18 protein-coding genes and 3 pseudogenes are annotated in these 16,927 nt (G+C 71.6%); 15 read left to right on the top strand and 6 right to left on the bottom strand.

What is annotated here, in order from left to right:
• From J2X68_RS15155 to J2X68_RS15100, 12 genes and pseudogenes are all read left to right on the top strand, one after another.
• Complete coding sequence (locus J2X68_RS15155; protein ID WP_310433038.1) at positions 1–1,857, top strand: transketolase; 1,857 nt, start codon at positions 1–3, stop codon at positions 1,855–1,857.
• The gene (gene ligD / locus J2X68_RS15150) at positions 1,854–2,786 is read left to right on the top strand and encodes a non-homologous end-joining DNA ligase (protein ID WP_310433037.1); all 933 of its coding nucleotides are present in this window, start codon (positions 1,854–1,856) and stop codon (positions 2,784–2,786) included. The genes J2X68_RS15155 and ligD overlap by 4 nt, the downstream gene beginning before the upstream one ends.
• 300 nt (positions 2,787–3,086) lie before the next feature.
• Positions 3,087–3,368 (top strand): annotated as a pseudogene (locus J2X68_RS15145) (gas vesicle protein); the annotation flags it as partial.
• A gap of 61 nt (positions 3,369–3,429) precedes the next feature.
• Complete coding sequence (locus J2X68_RS15140; RefSeq protein WP_310433036.1) at positions 3,430–3,867, top strand: gas vesicle structural protein GvpA; 438 nt, start codon at positions 3,430–3,432, stop codon at positions 3,865–3,867.
• Positions 3,864–4,616 carry a GvpL/GvpF family gas vesicle protein gene (locus J2X68_RS15135; protein WP_310433035.1) on the top strand — a complete coding sequence of 251 codons (753 nt, stop codon included), beginning with the start codon at positions 3,864–3,866 and terminating at the stop codon, positions 4,614–4,616. Before J2X68_RS15140 ends, J2X68_RS15135 begins: the two co-directional genes overlap by 4 nt.
• Positions 4,617–4,623: 7 nt before the next feature.
• Positions 4,624–4,887 carry a gas vesicle protein GvpG gene (locus J2X68_RS15130; RefSeq protein WP_310433034.1) on the top strand — a complete coding sequence of 88 codons (264 nt, stop codon included), beginning with the start codon at positions 4,624–4,626 and terminating at the stop codon, positions 4,885–4,887.
• Entirely contained in the window at positions 4,884–5,672 is a 789-nt protein-coding gene (locus J2X68_RS15125) for a DNA primase (protein ID WP_310433033.1), read from the top strand. The genes J2X68_RS15130 and J2X68_RS15125 overlap by 4 nt, the downstream gene beginning before the upstream one ends.
• Positions 5,669–6,877: an SRPBCC family protein gene (locus tag J2X68_RS15120; protein WP_310433032.1), complete on the top strand. Its 1,209-nt coding sequence runs from the start codon at positions 5,669–5,671 to the stop codon at positions 6,875–6,877. The genes J2X68_RS15125 and J2X68_RS15120 overlap by 4 nt, the downstream gene beginning before the upstream one ends.
• Positions 6,874–7,275, top strand: coding sequence for a gas vesicle protein (locus J2X68_RS15115; protein WP_310433031.1), 402 nt, complete (start codon positions 6,874–6,876; stop codon positions 7,273–7,275). The genes J2X68_RS15120 and J2X68_RS15115 overlap by 4 nt, the downstream gene beginning before the upstream one ends.
• On the top strand, positions 7,272–8,045 hold the full coding sequence (locus tag J2X68_RS15110; protein ID WP_310433030.1) for a GvpL/GvpF family gas vesicle protein: 774 nt from the start codon (positions 7,272–7,274) through the stop codon (positions 8,043–8,045). Before J2X68_RS15115 ends, J2X68_RS15110 begins: the two co-directional genes overlap by 4 nt.
• Positions 8,042–8,230, top strand: a complete 189-nt coding sequence (locus tag J2X68_RS15105) for a gas vesicle protein (RefSeq protein WP_081551358.1) — start codon at positions 8,042–8,044, stop codon at positions 8,228–8,230. The genes J2X68_RS15110 and J2X68_RS15105 overlap by 4 nt, the downstream gene beginning before the upstream one ends.
• Complete coding sequence (locus J2X68_RS15100) at positions 8,227–8,511, top strand: gas vesicle protein K (protein WP_310433029.1); 285 nt, start codon at positions 8,227–8,229, stop codon at positions 8,509–8,511. The genes J2X68_RS15105 and J2X68_RS15100 overlap by 4 nt, the downstream gene beginning before the upstream one ends.
• Positions 8,512–8,554: 43 nt before the next feature.
• Here J2X68_RS15100 and J2X68_RS15095 read toward each other — a convergent pair whose 3' ends face one another.
• From J2X68_RS15095 to J2X68_RS15085, 3 genes and pseudogenes are all read right to left on the bottom strand, one after another.
• Positions 8,555–8,725: a hydrophobic protein gene (locus tag J2X68_RS15095; protein ID WP_310433028.1), complete on the bottom strand. Its 171-nt coding sequence runs from the start codon at positions 8,723–8,725 to the stop codon at positions 8,555–8,557.
• 325 nt (positions 8,726–9,050) lie between these two features.
• Positions 9,051–9,872 carry a methyltransferase domain-containing protein gene (locus tag J2X68_RS15090; RefSeq protein ID WP_310433027.1) on the bottom strand — a complete coding sequence of 274 codons (822 nt, stop codon included), beginning with the start codon at positions 9,870–9,872 and terminating at the stop codon, positions 9,051–9,053.
• A 110-nt stretch (positions 9,873–9,982) separates the two neighbouring features.
• Positions 9,983–10,585 (bottom strand): annotated as a pseudogene (locus J2X68_RS15085) (phosphatase PAP2 family protein); the annotation flags it as partial.
• 68 nt (positions 10,586–10,653) lie between these two features.
• Between J2X68_RS15085 and J2X68_RS15080 the strand changes: the two are divergent.
• The 3 genes and pseudogenes from J2X68_RS15080 to J2X68_RS15070 form a co-directional block, all read left to right on the top strand.
• Complete coding sequence (locus J2X68_RS15080; RefSeq protein ID WP_310433026.1) at positions 10,654–11,313, top strand: histidine phosphatase family protein; 660 nt, start codon at positions 10,654–10,656, stop codon at positions 11,311–11,313.
• A gap of 80 nt (positions 11,314–11,393) precedes the next feature.
• On the top strand, positions 11,394–13,013 hold the full coding sequence (locus tag J2X68_RS15075; protein WP_310433025.1) for an ATP-binding cassette domain-containing protein: 1,620 nt from the start codon (positions 11,394–11,396) through the stop codon (positions 13,011–13,013).
• Positions 13,014–13,100: 87 nt separating this feature from the next.
• Positions 13,101–13,355 (top strand): annotated as a pseudogene (locus tag J2X68_RS15070) (DUF6158 family protein); the annotation flags it as partial.
• A 586-nt stretch (positions 13,356–13,941) separates the two neighbouring features.
• Here the strand turns inward: J2X68_RS15070 and J2X68_RS15065 are convergent.
• The 3 genes from J2X68_RS15065 to J2X68_RS15055 form a co-directional block, all read right to left on the bottom strand.
• Entirely contained in the window at positions 13,942–14,484 is a 543-nt protein-coding gene (locus J2X68_RS15065; RefSeq protein ID WP_310433024.1) for a type 1 glutamine amidotransferase domain-containing protein, read from the bottom strand.
• 79 nt (positions 14,485–14,563) lie between these two features.
• Complete coding sequence (locus tag J2X68_RS15060) at positions 14,564–14,944, bottom strand: DUF2795 domain-containing protein (RefSeq protein WP_310433023.1); 381 nt, start codon at positions 14,942–14,944, stop codon at positions 14,564–14,566.
• Positions 14,945–15,022: 78 nt separating this feature from the next.
• Positions 15,023–16,819, bottom strand: a complete 1,797-nt coding sequence (locus tag J2X68_RS15055) for a thiamine pyrophosphate-requiring protein (protein WP_310433022.1) — start codon at positions 16,817–16,819, stop codon at positions 15,023–15,025.
• Between the last annotated feature and the right edge of the window lie 108 nt (positions 16,820–16,927).

Below are 16,927 nucleotides of genomic sequence, written 5' to 3'. Positions count from 1 at the left end.
ATGGACACCGCCGAACTGACCGGACTCGGACAGCAGTTGCGGGTCGACAGTGTGCGGGCCGCGGCCGCCGCGGGGTCCGGTCACCCGACGTCCTCGATGTCGGCCGCGGACCTGATGGCCGTACTGCTCGCGCACCACTTCCGCTACGACTTCGACCGCCCGGCGCACCCGGGCAACGACCGCTTCGTCCTCTCCAAGGGCCATGCCTCCCCCCTGCAGTACGCGGCCTACAAGGCCGCCGGGGCCATCGACGACGAGGAACTCCTGACCTTCCGCGCGCTCGGCAGCAGGCTCGAAGGACACCCCACCCCGCAGCGGCTGCCCTGGGTCGAGACGGCCACCGGCTCGCTCGGCCAGGGACTCCCGGTGGGCGTCGGCATCGCGCTGGCCGGGAAACGGCTGGACCACATCGGCTACCGCGTGTGGGTGCTGTGCGGGGACAGCGAGCTCGCCGAGGGCTCGGTGTGGGAGGCCGCCGAGCACGCGGGCCACGAGCATCTCGACAACCTCACGGTGATCGTCGACGTCAACCGGCTCGGCCAGCGCGGTCCCACCCGGCACGGCCACGACCTCGGCGCCTACGCCCGCCGCTTCCAGGCCTTCGGCTGGCACACCATCGAGATCGACGGACACGACGTGGACGCCGTCGACCGCGCCTACGGCGAGGCGGCCTCCACCCTGGGGCAGCCCACCGCGATCCTCGCCCGCACCCTCAAGGGCAAGGGCGTGCGCTCCGTCGAGGACCGCGAGGGGCTGCACGGCAAGCCGCTGCCCGACGCCGACGAGGCGATCGAGGAACTGGGCGGCCTTCGTGACCTGCGGGTCCGCGTGCGGGAGCCGGCCGACGCCCGCATGCTGCACTCCGTCCCCACCGGGCCCCTCGTGCTGCCCCGCTGGGAGGGGGAGGACCGTGAGAAGGGCGTGGCGACCCGTGACGCCTACGGCAAGGCCCTCGCCGCCCTCGGCGCCGCCCGCGCGGACATCGTCGCCCTCGACGGCGAGGTCAGCGACTCCACCCGCGCCGAGGCCTTCGCCAAGGAGTACCCCGACCGGTTCTTCGAGTGCTACATCGCCGAGCAGCAGCTCGTCGCCGCGGCGGTCGGACTGGCGACGCGCGGCTGGGTCCCGTACGCCTCGACGTTCGCGGCCTTCCTGACCCGGGCCCACGACTTCGTCCGGATGGCCGCGGTCAGCGGGGTCGGCATCAATCTCGTCGGCTCGCACGCGGGGGTCGCCATCGGCCCGGACGGACCCTCGCAGATGGGTCTGGAGGACCTGGCGATGTTCCGGTCCGTGCACGGCTCGACCGTGCTGTACCCGTGCGACCCCCACCAGACCGCCCGGCTCGTCTCCGCCATGGCCGGCCTGGAAGGGGTCCGCTATCTGCGCACCTCACGCGGCGCCGATCCGGTGCTCTACGGGCCGGACGAGGAGTTCCCCGTCGGCGGCAGCAAGGTGCTGCGCTCCTCCGACCGGGACCGGCTCACGATCGTCGCGGCCGGCGTCACCGTGCACGAGGCGCTGAAGGCCGCCGAGGCGCTCGACGCCGAGGGCGTCTCCGCGCGGGTGATCGACCTGTACTCGGTCAAGCCCGTCGACCGGGCCACGTTGCGCCGGGCCGCCGAGGAGACCGGCCTGCTGCTGAGCGTGGAGGACCACCACGAGCAGGGCGGCCTCGGGGACGCGGTCCTCGACGCCTTCCTCGACGGGCGGCCGGTGCCCCGGCTGGTGCGGCTCGCCGTCCGGACGATGCCCGGTTCGGCGACCCCGGCCGAGCAGCTGCACGCCGCGGGCATCGACGCCGAGTCGATCGCCGCGTCCGCTCGGCTGCTGGTGGAGCAGGCGATCGCGCCGTGAGCGGTGACGACGTTCGCAGGGTGCGGGCGGGCCGCCGCAGCGTCGAGGTCCACCGGCCCGAGAAGGTGCTGTTCCCGGGCGGCGAGGAGGCCAAGCAGTACACGAAGGGCGACCTGGTCGCGTACTACCGGTCGGTCGCCGCGTTCATGGTGCCGCACCTGCGCGGCCGTCCGCTGATGCTGGAACGGCATCCGGACGGGATCGACGGGCCCCGCTTCCTGCAGAAGAACACGCCCGAGCACTACCCGGAGTGGATCACCCGGGCCGAGGTGGCCAAGGAGGACGGCACCGTCCGCCACACCGTCTGCGACGACTCCGCCACCCTCGTGTACCTCGCCGACCAGGCCTGCCTCACGCTGCACCGCTGGACGTCGCGGGCCGGCCGGGCCGACCGTCCGGACCTGATGGTCTTCGACCTCGACCCGGCCGACGGCTCGTCCTTCGCCGCCGTCCGGGAGGCCGCCGAATGGCTCGGCGACCTGCTGGACCAGCTGCGGCTGCCTTCCGCCCTCATGACGACGGGCTCGCGCGGCCTGCACGTCGTCGTCCCGGTCGACGGGCACGACGACTTCGACGCGGTGCGCGGGTTCGCCCGGGACGCCGCCGACCTGCTCGTCGCCGAGCACCCCGACCGGCTGACCACGGCCGCCCGCAAGAAGGACCGCGGCGACCGGCTCTACCTGGACGTGCAGCGCAACGGCTACGCGCAGACCGCCGTCGCGCCCTTCTCGGTGCGCGCGCTCCCCGGGGCGCCCGTCGCCATGCCCCTCACCTGGGAACAGCTGCGCGATCCGGAACTCGGCCCGCGCCGCTGGACCATCGCCGACGCCGCCGAGCAGGCCCGCACGCGTCCGTGGTCGGCGCTGCCGGGACGCGGGCGCGCCCTGGGCCCCGCCCGACGCCGGCTCGACGCACTCCGGGCCACGTGAAGGTTTGGCCAAGAGCCTTTGGGCCACACGGAAGAAGAGGTGGCCATGGTGAACACGAAGAACACATCACAGGCACGTGCTTCACACGATTCGGACGAGGCGCACGAAGCGCCTGAAAGGCGGAGTTCCAAGAGTTCACGGACCTCGGGAACCTCACGGGCCTCGGGAACCTCGGGGGCTTCGGGAACTCCGCAGAAATCACACAGACCACAGAGAACGACGAGAACGAAGAGATCAGAGAGTTCGCAGCCCGCCGAGCGCGCGCGGACCTCGCCGGACAAGGAAGGAAAGGACGCCGTGGCGGACGACCGGCCGAGCCCCATGGAGGTGCTGCGCCAGGCGCGCGCCCAGCTCGCGGAGCTGACGGGCATGACCGCCGAGAGCGTCTCGTCCTTCGAGCAGACGGAGGACGGCTGGTCCCTGGACGTCGAGGTCCTGGAGCTTTCCCGCGTGCCCGACACGATGAGCCTGATGGCGAGCTACCAGGTCGATCTCGACCCCGGGGGCCAGCTCACCGGGTACCGGCGCGTCCGCCGCTACGAGCGGGGTCGCTCGGACGCACATCGGCAGGGCGGCCGCTAGGCCGCGGGCGCGCAGTCATTCCCGATCATCATCCAATCTCACACAAGGAGGCGCGGTAGACATGACCGTTGTCCCGGCACAACAGTCCGGCGGTGGAGGCGGCTCCAGTGGCCTCTACGACGTGCTGGAGCTCGTCCTCGACAGGGGTCTCGTCATCGACGCGTTCATACGGGTCTCCCTGGTCGGTATCGAGATCCTCAAGATCGACGTCCGGGTCGTGGTGGCCAGCGTCGACACCTACCTGCGCTTCGCCGAGGCGTGCAACCGGCTGGACCTGGAGGCGGGGCCGCGCAAGAGCCCCGGCCTGCCCGACCTGGTCGGCGAGATCACCGAGTCCGGCGCGCGCGGCAAGTCCAAGGGTGCGCTGTCCGGCGCCGCGGAGACCATCTCCGGCGCCTTCAAGCAGGCCCGTGACGAGGGCTCCGACAAGGAGGAGCGGGAATCCAGGCCGCGGACGCGCAAGAGCACCACCGCGCGCCGGAAGGAGGAGCAGGAGTGAGCACCTACGTGTACGGCATCGTCGCCGCCTCCCACCCCGACCTCCCGGACGGCCTGGTCGGCGTCGGCGATCCCGCCCTGCCGGTGCGCGTCCTCAAGGAGGGCACGCTCGCGGCGGTCGTCAGCGACGCCCCCGAGGGGCTGCGGCCCAAGCGCAGGGAACTGCTCGCGCACCAGACCGTGCTCGCCGAGGCGGGCGCCGAGGGCTGCGTGCTGCCCATGCGGTTCGGCAGTGTCGCCCCCGACGACAGCTCCGTCACCGGGGTCCTCGCCGAGCGCGCCGCGCACTACGAGGAGCGCCTGCGGGTCCTCGAAGGCCGGGTCGAGTACAACGTCAAGGCTTCGCACGTGGAGGAGGCCGTCCTGCATCAGGTGATGGCGGAGAGCCCCGAACTGCGCAGCCTCGCCGAGGCCAACCGGCAGTCGGGCGGCGGCAGTTACGAGCAGAAGATCCAGCTCGGCGAGATGGTGGCCGCCGCGGTGAAGGCCAAGGAGGCCGAGGACGCCGCCGACGTGCAGCAGGCTCTCGAGCCGCTGGCCGCCTCCACCAGTGTGGGTCCCGAGTCCACCGGCTGGCTGGTCAACGTCTCGTTCCTGGTGGACCGCGATTCGGCGGCAGCCTTCCTGGACGCCGCGGAGGAACTGCGCGCGAGCCGTCCGCACCTCGAACTGCGCGTCAACGGGCCGCTGCCGCCGTACAGCTTCGTCGAACCAGGCCCGGCCGAACCGGCGGGCGCCACCGCGGAGTAGGTGTGCCATGGGACTGATCTCGGAGGTGCTGCTGCTGCCGTTCGCTCCGGTGCGCGGGAGCGGCTGGGTGATCGGACAAGTGGTCAAAGAGGCCGAGCGGATCTATTACGACCCCGCGACGGTCCGGGCCGAACTCGCCCGGCTCGAAGAGCAGCTGGACGCCGGCGAGATCAGCGAGGAGGAGTTCGACCGACAGGAGGACGAACTCCTCGACCGGCTGGAAAGCGCGACGCGCAGAAGCGCGGGACAGGACGACGGGTGGACAGGATGAACCGAACGGCAGTGGGCCTCGCGGTCGGGGCCGGGTACCTCCTCGGACGTACCAAGAAACTGAAGCTGGCCATAGCCGTCGGCTCCCTGGTGGCCGGCAAGCGGCTGAACCTGACTCCCAAGGGCATCGCGGACCTGGTCTCCCAGCAGCTGCAGAACAATCCGCAGTTCAAGGAGATCGGGGACCAGCTGCGCCAGGATCTGCGCGGGGTCGGCAAGGCCGCCTCCGGCGCGATGGTCGAGCGGCAGATCGACGCGCTCGCGGACCGGCTGCACGGCCGCACCGCCGAGGTGCGCGACCAGCTCGAGGGCATCGTGCCGGGGGAGGCCGACGACGAGGCGGACGACGAGGCGGACGAGGAGTACGAGGAGCCTCAGGACGCCGAGGACGAGGCGGACGACGAGTACGAGGAGGACGCCGAGGAGGAGGACGAGGAGCCTCAGGACGCCACCGCGGAGGACGAGGAAGAAGAGGACGACGAAGAAGAGGACGAGGGGGAGGGAGAGGAAGAGGAGGAAGAAGAGGAAGAGGAGCCGCCCAGGAAGACGGCGGCCAGGAAGGCCCCCGCGAAGAAGGCTCCTGCGAAGAAGGCTCCTGCGAAGAAGGCGCCGGCGAAGAAGGCTGCCAAGAAGGCCCCTGCGAAGAAGGCGCCCGCCAAGAAGACCGCGGCCCGTACACCGGCCGCGAAGAAGACCGCGTCGGCCCGCAAGACGGGCACGGGCGCAGCGAAGACCGCCTCGGGCTCGTCCCGGACCCGGCGGCCGAAGGGAGGCGGTGACCGATGACCGAGGCTCTCGGATCCGCCAAGTCCGCGACATCCGCGGCTTCCGGCGCCGGCAAGGCGGCGGAGGGCGGCAACCCGCTCTCCGGCATCGCGCACAGCGAGGCCGCCGACCGGCTCAAGGCAGAGGTGCAGGAGTACCTCGCCGCACAGGCCACCCGCCTGCTGACCGGCGTCGGCCACAAGCTCGGGGACACCACCTCCAAGCTCAACGACATCGCCGAGGGCAACAGCCCGGGCTTCGCCAAACTCGCCCTCGAGGGCGGCCGCAAGGTCGCCGAGGGCAAGGGACCGCTGCGCACCGCGCTGGAGCTCGGCGCCTCGCGCGCGAAGGACAAGGTCACCGGCGCGTTCAAGAACCTCGGCGGCAAGGGCGGCAAGGGCAAGAAGAGCGCCGGCAAGAAGCCGACCGTGATCATGGAGACGATCGACGTCGGCGTGCCGCTGCGCACCGCCTACGACCAGTGGACGCAGTACCAGGACTTCAGCACCTTCGCCAAGGGCGTCAAGAGCGCCAACCGCGCGGACGACACCACCAGCGACTGGCAGGCGAAGGTCTTCTGGTCCAACCGCAGCTGGAAGGCGAAGACCACCGAGCAGGTGCCGGACGACCGGATCGCCTGGACCTCGGAGGGCGCCAAGGGCACGACGAAGGGCGTCGTCTCCTTCCACGAGCTCGCCGAGAACCTCACCCGGATCCTGCTGGTCATCGAGTACTACCCCACGGGTCTGTTCGAGAAGACCGGCAACATCTGGCGCGCCCAGGGCCGCCGCGCCCGTCTCGACCTCAAGAACTTCGCCCGCTTCATCACCATCAAGGGCGAGGCGCAGGACAGCTGGCGCGGTGAGATCCGCGACGGCGAGGTCGTCACGTCCCACGAGGACGCGGTCGCCGAGGAGGAGCGGGAGAACGAGGAGAACGAGGAGAACGAGGAGAACGGCGAGCCCGAGGAGGGCGCCGAGGCACGGGATGCCGAGGACGGCGGCCGGGAGGACGATGAGGAGTACGAGGCCGAGGACGACGAGGCCCCGTACGCCGAGGACGAGGAACCGGAGGGCGAGGAAGAGGAGCCCGAGGACGAGTACGAGGAGGAAGAGGAGGAAGAGGAGGGCGAGCCGGAGGCCGCCGAGGACGAGTACGAGGAGTACGACGAGGAAGAGGAGCCCGAGGAAGAGGACGCGCGCGGTAAGAGCAGGGCCCGTCGATGAGCATGCCGAGCCGGATGCCGGAGCCGTACGGCCAGGGCGGCGGGGCCAATCTCGCCGACATCCTGGAACGTGTCCTCGACAAGGGCATCGTCATCGCGGGCGACATCCGGATCAACCTGCTCGACATCGAACTGCTCACCATCAAGCTCCGCCTCATCGTCGCCTCCGTCGACAAGGCCAAGGAGATGGGCATCGACTGGTGGGAGGACGACCCGGCCCTCTCCTCCGGCGCCCGCCGCAACGAACTGGCGCGTGAGAACGCCGAGTTGCGGGAGCGGCTGGCGCGCCTGGAGGAATTGGAGCTGAGCCGCTCCCCCGAGGAGAGCCGCGCTCTGAAGGAGGGCGGCGCCCCCGAGGAGAGCCACGCCGCACAGGACGTCCGAGAGGAGCCATCATGACCGGACTGCGTTACGTGTACGCCGTCTGTCACCCCCTCGGCGCGCCCCTCCAGACCGCGCTCTCGGGGGTGGCGGGCGATCCGCCCAGACTGCTCAACCACCGTGGCCTGGTCGCCGTGGTGAGCCATGTGCCGGAGCGGGACTTCGCCGAGGAGCCGCTCCGCCGCCGTCTGGAGGACCTGGACTGGCTCACGGAGACCGCTCGAGCCCACCAGCAGGTGATCGACGCCCTCACGGCCGTCACCACTCCGCTGCCGCTCCGGCTCGCCACGGTCTTCCGGGACGACAGCGGCGTCCGCGTGATGATGGAGGAGCGCGAGGAGGACTTCCGGCGCGTCCTGGACCGGCTCGCGGGGCGGGTCGAGTGGGGCGTGAAGGTGTACGTCGAGCCCGAGCCGCAGGAGTCCGAGCGGAAGGCGGCGAAGCCGGCTTCGGGCCGGGACTACCTGATGCAGCGGCGCTCAAAGGCCCGGGCCCACGACGACACCTGGCAGCGGGCCGAGCGGTTCGCCGGGAGTCTCCACGAGAGGCTGTCCGCGTACGCCGAGGACTCCCGCCTGCACCCGCCGCAGAACGCCGCCCTTTCCAAGGCGTCGGGCCAGAACGTGCTGAACGCCGCCTATCTCGTCCCGCGTGCGAAGTCCGAGGAATTCGTGGAAATGGTGGACCGCACCAAGGGGGAGGAACCAGGAATGCGTGTGGAACTCACGGGGCCGTGGGCTGCCTATTCCTTCGTGGAATCCGCCGGTGAGCCGGGGGAGGGCGCATGACCGTGGTGGAGCGCCGTGAGGTCGCCCTCGTCGACCTGCTCGACCGGCTGCTGGCCGGCGGGGTCGTCATCACGGGCGACATCACGCTGCGCATCGCGGACGTGGATCTGGTCCGCATCGACCTCAACGCGCTGATCAGCTCGGTCAACGAGCAGGTGCCGTCGCCCTGGGGGGATTCGCTGTGACCGAACGCCGCAAGCATCTCGACCTCGAGCCCGACACCGTCGAGCGCGATCTGGTGAAACTCGTCCTGACCGTCGTGGAGCTGCTGCGCCAGCTGATGGAACGGCAGGCGCTGCGCCGCTTCGACACGGGCGACCTGAACGAGGAGCAGGAGGAGCGCATCGGGCTCACCCTGATGCTGCTCGACGACCGCATGACCGAGCTGCGGGAGCGCTACGGACTGCGGCCCGAGGACCTCAATCTGGACCTCGGGCCGCTGGGACCGCTGCTTCCCCGGGAGTGATCGCCTCACGCCCGGGGGAGCGGGTGTCGTGTCGCCGCTTTCCTCACCACCTGTACCAGCGGCCCCTGCCTCCCGCGGAAGTGGTTCCGCGGGCCAGGAATCCGATCAGCCAGAGGACGAGAACCGCGAGCGCGATCCACCAGAGCACCTTCACCGCGAATCCGGCGCCGAAAAGAATCAGCACCAGAAGCAGAACCAGCAGAACGGGAACCATAGCGTCAACCTCCTGCCCTGCGGGTTTCCCGGATTCCAGGAATCATTCGCGATTCCTTCGATGTTCCTTCACGTGCCGTTCGCCGGCCGTTCGCCGTCCTGCTGCGCATCCTTCGCGATACGGGGGCGAATCCGTGGTGCGGGAGTGTCGCGCGGGTGATTTCCGAGAGCGATTCCTGCGGGTGATTATCCGCGATTTTCGCGTGAATCCCGTGCCTGTGCTGGTGCTTGCGCTTGCGCTTGTGCCGATGCCTGTGCCTGACGGTGGGTGGCGGCCGGGATTCCTCGCCGTGCGTGCGCGGGATTCCGCGTGGCGCGTGCGCGGGTCAGACGGCCTTCCGGCACAGGATCTCCGCGTGCAGGACGCTGAACCAGCCGTCCTCCCGCCGTCCCCACTCCCGCCAGGCCTGCGACACGGCGCGCAGTTCCTCCGGCGTGGCGTGTCCGCCCCGGGTGGCGCGTTCCGCGTACGCCGAGGCCACGGTGCGGTCGGCCCACAGGCCGCTCCACCAGGCCCGCTCCTGCGCGGTGCTGAAGGTCCAGGTGGCGGAGGTGGCCGTGATGTCGGTGAAGCCCGCGGCCAGCGCCCAGGACTTCAGCCGGCGCCCGGCGTCCGGCTCGCCGCCGTTGGCCCGGGCGACCCGGCGGTACAGGTCCAGCCAGTCGTCCATCCCGGACGAGGCGGGGTACCAGGTCATCGCCGCGTAGTCCGAGTCGCGGACGGCGACGTAGCCGCCCGGCTTCGTCACCCGCAGCATCTCGCGCAGCGCCTGCACCGGGTCGCCGACGTGCTGGAGCACCTGGTGCGCGTGGACGACGCAGAAGGTGTCGTCCGGATGTTCCAGGGCGTGCACGTCGGCGACCGCGAAGTCGATGTTGGTCAGCCCCCGCTCGGCCGCCGTGGCCCGCGCCTGCTCCAGGACCCCCGGCGCGTGGTCCACGCCGGTGACGTGCCCGTCGGGGACCAGGGCGGCCAGGTCGGCGGTGATGGTGCCCGGGCCGCAGCCGATGTCCAGGATCTTCATGTGCGGCTTCAGCGAACCGAGCAGGTAGGCCGCTGAGTTGGCGGCGGTCCGCCAGGTGTGCGAGCGCAGCACGGACTCGTGGTGTCCGTGCGTGTAGACGGCCGTCTCCTGTGCTTTCGGCATGGCTCTGCCCCTTCTCGACGAACCGGGTCCCCGGTTCCCTCACCGTACGCCGATGCTCGGATGGTGAGACCGTTCGTCTTGGAATATGGGCTGACGAGGTGTCAGGTGGCCGGTGCGACCCGGGCGCTCCGCCGCCGCCGGAGGCGCGCCGCGCGCCGGACGGCGAACGCGGCGCCGACGCCCAGCGCGGCGCCCGCGAGCACGTCGCTCGGGAAGTGGACGCCCGTGTACACCCGGGACATCGCCACCGAGAACGCGACCGGCGCCACCACCACGCCCCAGGCCGGCGACTCCAGCGCGACCCCGGCCGCGAAGGCCGCCGCCGACGCCGAGTGGCCGGACGGGAAGGAGGTGGTGATCGGCTGCCGCTTCAGCCGCCGTCCCAGCGGCACCGCGTCCAGACCGGGCCGGGACCGGCGCACCGAGCCCTTGCCGAGCGTGTTGATGGCGAGCGACGCCAGGCCGAGGGCGGTCAGCCCGCGCGTCGCGGCACGCCGGGCCCGGGGCGTGCCGGACACGGCGAGGGCCGCCGCCGTCGCGAACCAGAGCACGCCGTGGTTCGCGCTGCGGCTCAGCCGCGGCAGAACCGGTTCCGCGGCCGGCCAGTGCCGCTCCGCGGCGAACGCGAACACGTGGTCGTCGAGGGCGAGGAACAGGTCGCGCAGGCCGTGCCGACCGGGCTTCAGAGCGGTGAGATCGATGTCGGGCATCATGGGCTGCGGGTACCCTGAAGTGGCCGTTTCTTGTGCGGGGGCGGCTGTCGACACCGGAGGGTCACTGCATGCGCCTGCTGCTCGTCCGCCACGGCCAGACCCCCACGAACGTGGACTACCTGCTCGACACCGCCGTCCCCGGCCCCGGCCTCACCGCACTCGGCGCACGGCAGGCCGCCGCCCTGCCGCAGGCCCTCGCCGACGAGGACATCGAGGCCCTGTACGCCTCGACTCTCGTGCGCACCCGGCTCACCGCCGCCCCGCTGGCCGCCGCCCGCGGGCTCGACGTCCTCGTCCGCGACGGCATCCGGGAGATCTCCGCGGGCGACCTGGAGATGGCGCGCGGCGACTCGGCGCAGGGCGAGCTGTACATGCGCACGGTGTTCGCCTGGGCGGCGGGCGACGTCGGGCTGCGCATGCCGGGCGGCGAGAGCGGCACCGAGTTCCTGACGCGGTACGACGCCGTCGTCGCCGAGGCCGCGGCGAGCGGCGCCGGGACCGTCGCGATGGTCAGCCACGGCGCCGCGATCCGCGCCTGGGCGGCCACCCGCGCCGACAACGTCGATCTGCCCTTCGCCACGGCCAACCGTCTCGCCAACACCGGCACGGTCGTCCTCGAAGGCTCCCCGGCGGACGGCTGGAAGGCGCTGTCCTGGGCGGGAGCGACGGTCGTGCCCGCGGGGGAGGGCGGCCCGGCGGGGCAGCCGGTGGCGGAGACCGGCGGCTGACCGGCCACGACGCCCCCTCCCGGGCCCGCCGCGCATAACGGTTTGCCGCAACCCGCGGGCGGACCGCAGAATGCGTCCTCATGGGACATCTGGAAGCCGCGCACGTCGAGTACTACCTCCCCGACGGGAGGGCGTTGCTCGGCGACGTCTCCTTCCGGGTGGGCGAAGGGGCCGTGGTGGCGCTGGTCGGCCCCAACGGCGCGGGCAAGACGACCCTGCTCCGGCTGATCTCGTCCGAACTGAAACCGCACGGCGGGACCGTCACCGTGTCCGGCGGCCTCGGCGTGATGCGCCAGTTCGTGGGCTCCGTGCGGGACGAGACGACCGTCCGTGACCTGCTGGTGTCCGTCGCCCCGCCCCGCATCCGCGAGGTCGCGCAGGCCGTCGACAAGGCCGAGCACGCGATCATGACCGTCGACGACGAGGCCGCGCAGCTCCAGTACGCGCAGGCCCTCTCCGACTGGGCCGAGGTGCGCGGGTACGAGGCCGAGACGCTGTGGGACATGTGCACCACGGCCGCGCTCGGCGTCCCCTACGACAAGGCCCAGTTCCGCCTCGTCCGCACCCTCTCCGGCGGCGAGCAGAAGCGGCTCGTGCTGGAGGCGCTGCTGCGCGGCACCGACGAGGTGCTGCTGCTCGACGAGCCGGACAACTACCTCGACGTGCCCGGCAAGCGGTGGCTGGAGGAGCGGCTCAAGGAGACCCGCAAGACGGTCCTCTTCGTCTCCCACGACCGCGAACTCCTCTCCCGGGCGGCCGAGAAGATCGTCTCCGTCGAGCCCGGCCCGGCCGGGGCCGACGCCTGGGTGCACGGCGGCGGCTTCGCCACCTACCACGAGGCCCGCCGTGAACGCTTCGCCCGTTTCGAGGAGCTGCGGCGCCGCTGGGACGAGAAGCACGCCCAGCTCAAGAAGCTGGTCCTGAGCCTTCGTCAGGCAGCCTCCGTCAGTCACGAGCTGGCCTCCCGCTACGCGGCGGCCCAGACCCGGCTGCGCAAGTTCGAGGAGGCCGGCCCGCCGCCGGAGCCGCCCCGCGAGCAGGACATCACGATGCGTCTCAAGGGCGGCCGCACCGGCGTCAGGGCGGTCACCTGCAAGGGGCTCGAGCTCACCGGTCTGATGAAGCCCTTCGACCTGGAGGTCTTCTACGGCGAGCGGGTCGCCGTCCTCGGCTCCAACGGTTCGGGCAAGTCGCACTTCCTGCGGCTGCTGGCCGGCGACACCGTGGCGCACACGGGGGAGTGGAAGCTCGGCGCGCGCGTCGTGCCGGGGCACTTCGCGCAGACCCACGCCCACCCCGAGCTCCTGGGCCGCACCCTCCTGGACATCCTGTGGAGCGAACACTCCCAGGACCGGGGCGCGGCCATGTCCCGGCTGCGCCGCTACGAGCTGACCCAGCAGGCCGAGCAGACCTTCGACCGGCTCTCCGGCGGTCAGCAGGCACGTTTCCAGATCCTGCTGCTGGAACTGCAGGGCGTCACGGCCCTGCTCCTCGACGAGCCGACCGACAATTTGGACCTGGAGTCCGCCGAAGCCCTCCAGGAGGGCCTCGAAGCCTTCGACGGCACGGTGCTCGCCGTCACCCACGACCGCTGGTTCGCCCGCTCCTTCGACCGCTACCTGGTCTTCGGCAGCGACGGGCGGGTCCGGGAGACCGCGGAGCCCGTGTGGGACGAGCGGCGCGTGGAGCGGGCCAGGTAGGGAGCCGGCCCGCACGGAGGGCCCGAGGGCCCAAATGTTCGTACAGTGGAGGCGGAGACGTGCTCCCGGGTGGGGTACCCGAACCGCATGGACGAACACGACGAGCGGGGCATGACCATGACCGGAGTCGACCCGGACCGGCTGGACGACCAGCAGCTGATGAAAGAGCTGGAGACGATCCACCGCACGCGCCACGACACCCTGCTGTACGGCTCGAACGACGCGCTGCGCGCCCACAACGGCCGCATGGCCCAGTTGGAGGGCGAGTACCTGCGCCGCAACCCGCGCCGCTTCGTCTCGCCGGGCCGCACCCGGGACGGCGCGCGGGAACGGACCGTCGGAGCCGACGGGATCCGCTCGCGCCGTACTCCGTCCGGGAGTCCGGCCGCCGGCGAGGCCGGCTCGGCGGGCACCCCGGTCGGCAAATGGGGCCCGGGAACGACGAGCGGCTCCGGCGGAGCCTGAGCCCACCGGAGCCGCCCGACTGCTCGCGATCACCCGCGCTTCTCGCGGTCACTCACGGTTGTGCTGACGGTGCGTGTGGGTAGTGGGTCGACCGCGAAATGTCTACAGTATCCAGTCGACCGTGCATGAGCGGCCCGGATGCGGTCGGTGGTCGACCGCAGACCATCGACCGCTGACTGTCGACCGCTCACCGCGGACGGCCGCAGGCGACTCACCGCGGACGGCCGCAGGCGCCCACCGCCGACCGGCGATCGTAGACAGACGACTGTGGATGCCCCACCGCCGACCGGCGATCGTAGACAGACGACTGTGGACGCCCGACCGCCGACGGCCGACTGTCCACCGCTCACCGCAGTCGCCCGACCGCAGACGACAGATCGCAGTCACCCGCCCGCCGACGCCCGCCCGCCGACGCCCGCCGGCCGGCGGGCGACCGTCGACCGCCGCTCGACCGCCCCCGCGGTCAGCCCGCTTCTCGTGCGAACACGTCCAGGAACGCCTCGCAGAAGGCCTTCAGGTCGTCCGGCTTGCGGCTGGTGACGAGCTTGTTGGGGCCGTGGTCGCAGATCTTCACCTGCTCGTCCACCCAGGTGGCGCCCGCGTTGCGCAGATCCGTCCGCAGGCTCGGCCACGAGGTCAGCACCCGGCCCCGTACGACGTCCGCCTCGACGAGGGTCCACGGGGCGTGGCAGATCGCCGCGACCGGACGGCCCTGCTCGAAGAAGTCCTTGACGAACGCCACGGCCTTGTCGTCCGTGCGCAGGAAGTCGGGGTTCGCGACGCCGCCCGGCAGGACCAGCCCGCCGAAGGACTCCGCGGACGCCTCACCGACGACCTCGTCCACCCGGAACGTGTCCGCCTTGTCGAGATGGTTGAACGCCTGGATCTCGCCCGCTTCGGTCGACACCAGGACGGGCTCGTGGCCCGCGTCGACCGCCGCCTGCCAGGGGTCGGTGAGTTCGACCTGCTCGACGCCTTCGGGTGCCGTCAGAAACGCGATGCGCATGAGGGTCAACGTCCTTTCCGTGTCCTTGCCGCGGCCCCTGTGTCAGTGGGCCCGGTCTCGCCCGACGGGTGCCGCGCCGTCACCGGCCGCTCCCGACCAGCGCCTCGGCCAGCTCCTGGACGGTGGCGTAGCGGTCCTTGCCCGGCAGCTGCCGCACCGCTTCCACCAGCGCGTCCGGCGCGTTCTTGCGGCGCAGGCCCACGGCCAGCGCGCCCGCGCCGGCGGGGAAAGAGCTGCGTCCCAGGGTCCGCGCCAGCTCCAGCCGCACGGTCTCCAGCGTCGCCCCGGAGCTCCCGGGCACCACCGGCCCGCCCCAGATCGCGGGGTCGTCCTCGGCGGACGGCTCGGGGTCGTGCCACTCCTCCACCCGCGTCGGGTGTCCGGACCTCAGCAGACCCTGCAACTCGTGCTTCATCTCGTCGTCCCGGTGCACGCTCAGCCGGTTGCTGCCTCGCTGCATGTCTCTCCCTCCAGGTCTTCGTCGGTGTCGGTGGCCACCGCGTACCCGAGGACAGGGAGCCGACACGGGGTCGCCGGGCTACTTCTCCTGCCGCCCCGGCAGGAACTCCTGCATCTTCGCCCGCAGGCCCTGTTTGATCATGGAGCCCCGGTCGGCGTCGCCCCTGAGGGCCGAGGCGACCGTGGCCTCGATCTGCTCCCAGGTGGCGTGCGCCGGGACCGGCGGCACGGCCGGGTCGGTGAGGAACTCGACGACCGCGGGGCCGTCCGCCTCCAGAGCCGTACGCCAGCCGCGCTCGACGTCCTCCGGCGTCTCCACCCGCACCCCGGTCAGCCCGAGGGAGCGGGCGAACTCCGCGTACGGCACGTCGGGCAGCTCCTGCGAGGGCAGGAACGACGGGGCGCCGCCCATCGCGCGCATCTCCCAGGTCACCTGGTTCAGGTCGCGGTTGTTCCACACGGCGACGACCAGCCGCGGGTCCGTCCAGCGGTCCTTGTACTTGGCGGCCGTGATCAGCTCCGCGAGACCGTTCATCTGCATCGCCCCGTCGCCGACCAGCGCGATCACCGGCCGGTCCGGATGAGCGAACTTCGCGCCGATCGCGTACGGCACGCCGCAGCCCATCGTCGCCAGCGTGCCGGAGAGCGAACCGCGCATGCCGGGGCGCAGCATGACGTGGCGGGCGTACCAGTTCGCCACCGAGCCGGAGTCCGAGGTGACGATCGCGTCGGACGGGAGCAGCGGGGACAGCGCGCGGGCCACGTGCTCCGGGTTGATCGGGTCGGCCGACAGCCCCGCCCGCCGCTCCAGCACGTCGTCCCAGCGCCGTACGTTGTCACATACGGTTTCGAACCATTCCCGGCCGCGTTCCTCGCCCCGGATCATCGGGATCAGCCGGCGCAGGGTCTCCCGCGCGTCGCCGACGAGGTTCACCTCGTACGGGTAGCGCATCCCGATCATGTGCGGATCGATGTCGATCTGCACGCCCCGCGCCTTGCCGAACTCCGGCAGGAACTGCGTGTACGGGAAGGACGAGCCGATCGTCAGCAGGGTGTCGCAGTCCCGCATCAGCTCGTAGGACGGCCGGGTGCCGAGCAGGCCGATCGAGCCGGTGACGTAGGGGAGCTCGTCGCTGAGCGCGTCCTTGCCGAGCAGCGCCTTCGCGACGCCCGCGCCGAGCTCCTCGGCGATCCGCTCGACCTCGGCCCGGGCTCCGGCGGCGCCCTGACCGACCAGGATCGCCACCTTGTCCCCGGAGTTGAGGATGTCGGCGGCCCGCCGCAGGGACTCCTCCGACGGGACCGTCGTCGCGTCGCTCAGGCCGAGACTGGACGGCACCATCCTGAACTCGTGGGTGGGCGCCGCGTGGTCGAGTTCCTGCACGTCCCCGGGGATGATGACCGCGGTCGGGCAGCGGCGGGCGTACGCGGTGCGGATCGCCCGGTCCAGGACGTTCGGCAGCTGCTCGGGCACCGTCACCGTCTCCACGAACTCCGAGGCGACGTCCTTGAACAGGGTGTGCAGGTCCACCTCCTGCTGGTACGAGCCGCCCATCGCCGAGCGGTGCGTCTGGCCGACGATCGCGAGGACCGGCACATGGTCGAGCTTCGCGTCGTACAAGCCGTTGAGCAGGTGGATCGCCCCCGGCCCCGAGGTCGCCACGCACACCCCGAGGCGGCCGCTGAACTTGGCGTAGCCGACCGCCTGGAACGCGGACATCTCCTCGTGCCGCGACTGCACGAAACGCGGCTCGTCCCCGGCCCGGCCCCAGGCGGCGAGCAGGCCGTTGATGCCGTCGCCGGGATAGCCGAAGACCTGCTCCACCCCCCACTCCCGCAGCCGCTGAAGGACATGGTCGGAGACCTTGACGCTCATGGAAGTGACCTCCTGGGCAGGGGACATGGACACGGTGTGAAGGCCGTGTCCCGTTCCGTGTGACCCCTGGGGCCGCCGGAAAACCTGGGCGGGTGTTTGGCGCGTGGA

This window comes from Streptomyces sp. 3330 (genome assembly GCF_031456635.1).
GTDB lineage: Bacteria > Actinomycetota > Actinomycetes > Streptomycetales > Streptomycetaceae > Streptomyces.
The sequence above is the reverse complement of the archived record's forward strand: the minus strand, read 5'-3'. Positions and strand labels throughout refer to the sequence as shown.

Excerpts from the sequence above, each read along its gene's own strand:
- J2X68_RS15080 (WP_310433026.1), top strand. The coding sequence starts at position 10,654 with ATGCGCCTGCTGCTCGTCCGCCACGGCCAGACCCCCACGAACGTGGAC.
- J2X68_RS15055 (WP_310433022.1), bottom strand. The coding sequence starts at position 16,819 with ATGAGCGTCAAGGTCTCCGACCATGTCCTTCAGCGGCTGCGGGAGTGG.
- J2X68_RS15125 (WP_310433033.1), top strand. The coding sequence starts at position 4,884 with ATGAACCGAACGGCAGTGGGCCTCGCGGTCGGGGCCGGGTACCTCCTC.
- J2X68_RS15065 (WP_310433024.1), bottom strand. The coding sequence starts at position 14,484 with ATGCGCATCGCGTTTCTGACGGCACCCGAAGGCGTCGAGCAGGTCGAA.
- J2X68_RS15060 (WP_310433023.1), bottom strand. The coding sequence starts at position 14,944 with ATGCAGCGAGGCAGCAACCGGCTGAGCGTGCACCGGGACGACGAGATG.
- J2X68_RS15105 (WP_081551358.1), top strand. The coding sequence starts at position 8,042 with ATGACCGTGGTGGAGCGCCGTGAGGTCGCCCTCGTCGACCTGCTCGAC.
- J2X68_RS15120 (WP_310433032.1), top strand. The coding sequence starts at position 5,669 with ATGACCGAGGCTCTCGGATCCGCCAAGTCCGCGACATCCGCGGCTTCC.
- J2X68_RS15095 (WP_310433028.1), bottom strand. The coding sequence starts at position 8,725 with ATGGTTCCCGTTCTGCTGGTTCTGCTTCTGGTGCTGATTCTTTTCGGC.
- J2X68_RS15110 (WP_310433030.1), top strand. The coding sequence starts at position 7,272 with ATGACCGGACTGCGTTACGTGTACGCCGTCTGTCACCCCCTCGGCGCG.
- J2X68_RS15140 (WP_310433036.1), top strand. The coding sequence starts at position 3,430 with ATGACCGTTGTCCCGGCACAACAGTCCGGCGGTGGAGGCGGCTCCAGT.
- J2X68_RS15155 (WP_310433038.1), top strand. The coding sequence starts at position 1 with ATGGACACCGCCGAACTGACCGGACTCGGACAGCAGTTGCGGGTCGAC.
- J2X68_RS15115 (WP_310433031.1), top strand. The coding sequence starts at position 6,874 with ATGAGCATGCCGAGCCGGATGCCGGAGCCGTACGGCCAGGGCGGCGGG.
- J2X68_RS15075 (WP_310433025.1), top strand. The coding sequence starts at position 11,394 with ATGGGACATCTGGAAGCCGCGCACGTCGAGTACTACCTCCCCGACGGG.
- J2X68_RS15090 (WP_310433027.1), bottom strand. The coding sequence starts at position 9,872 with ATGCCGAAAGCACAGGAGACGGCCGTCTACACGCACGGACACCACGAG.
- J2X68_RS15130 (WP_310433034.1), top strand. The coding sequence starts at position 4,624 with ATGGGACTGATCTCGGAGGTGCTGCTGCTGCCGTTCGCTCCGGTGCGC.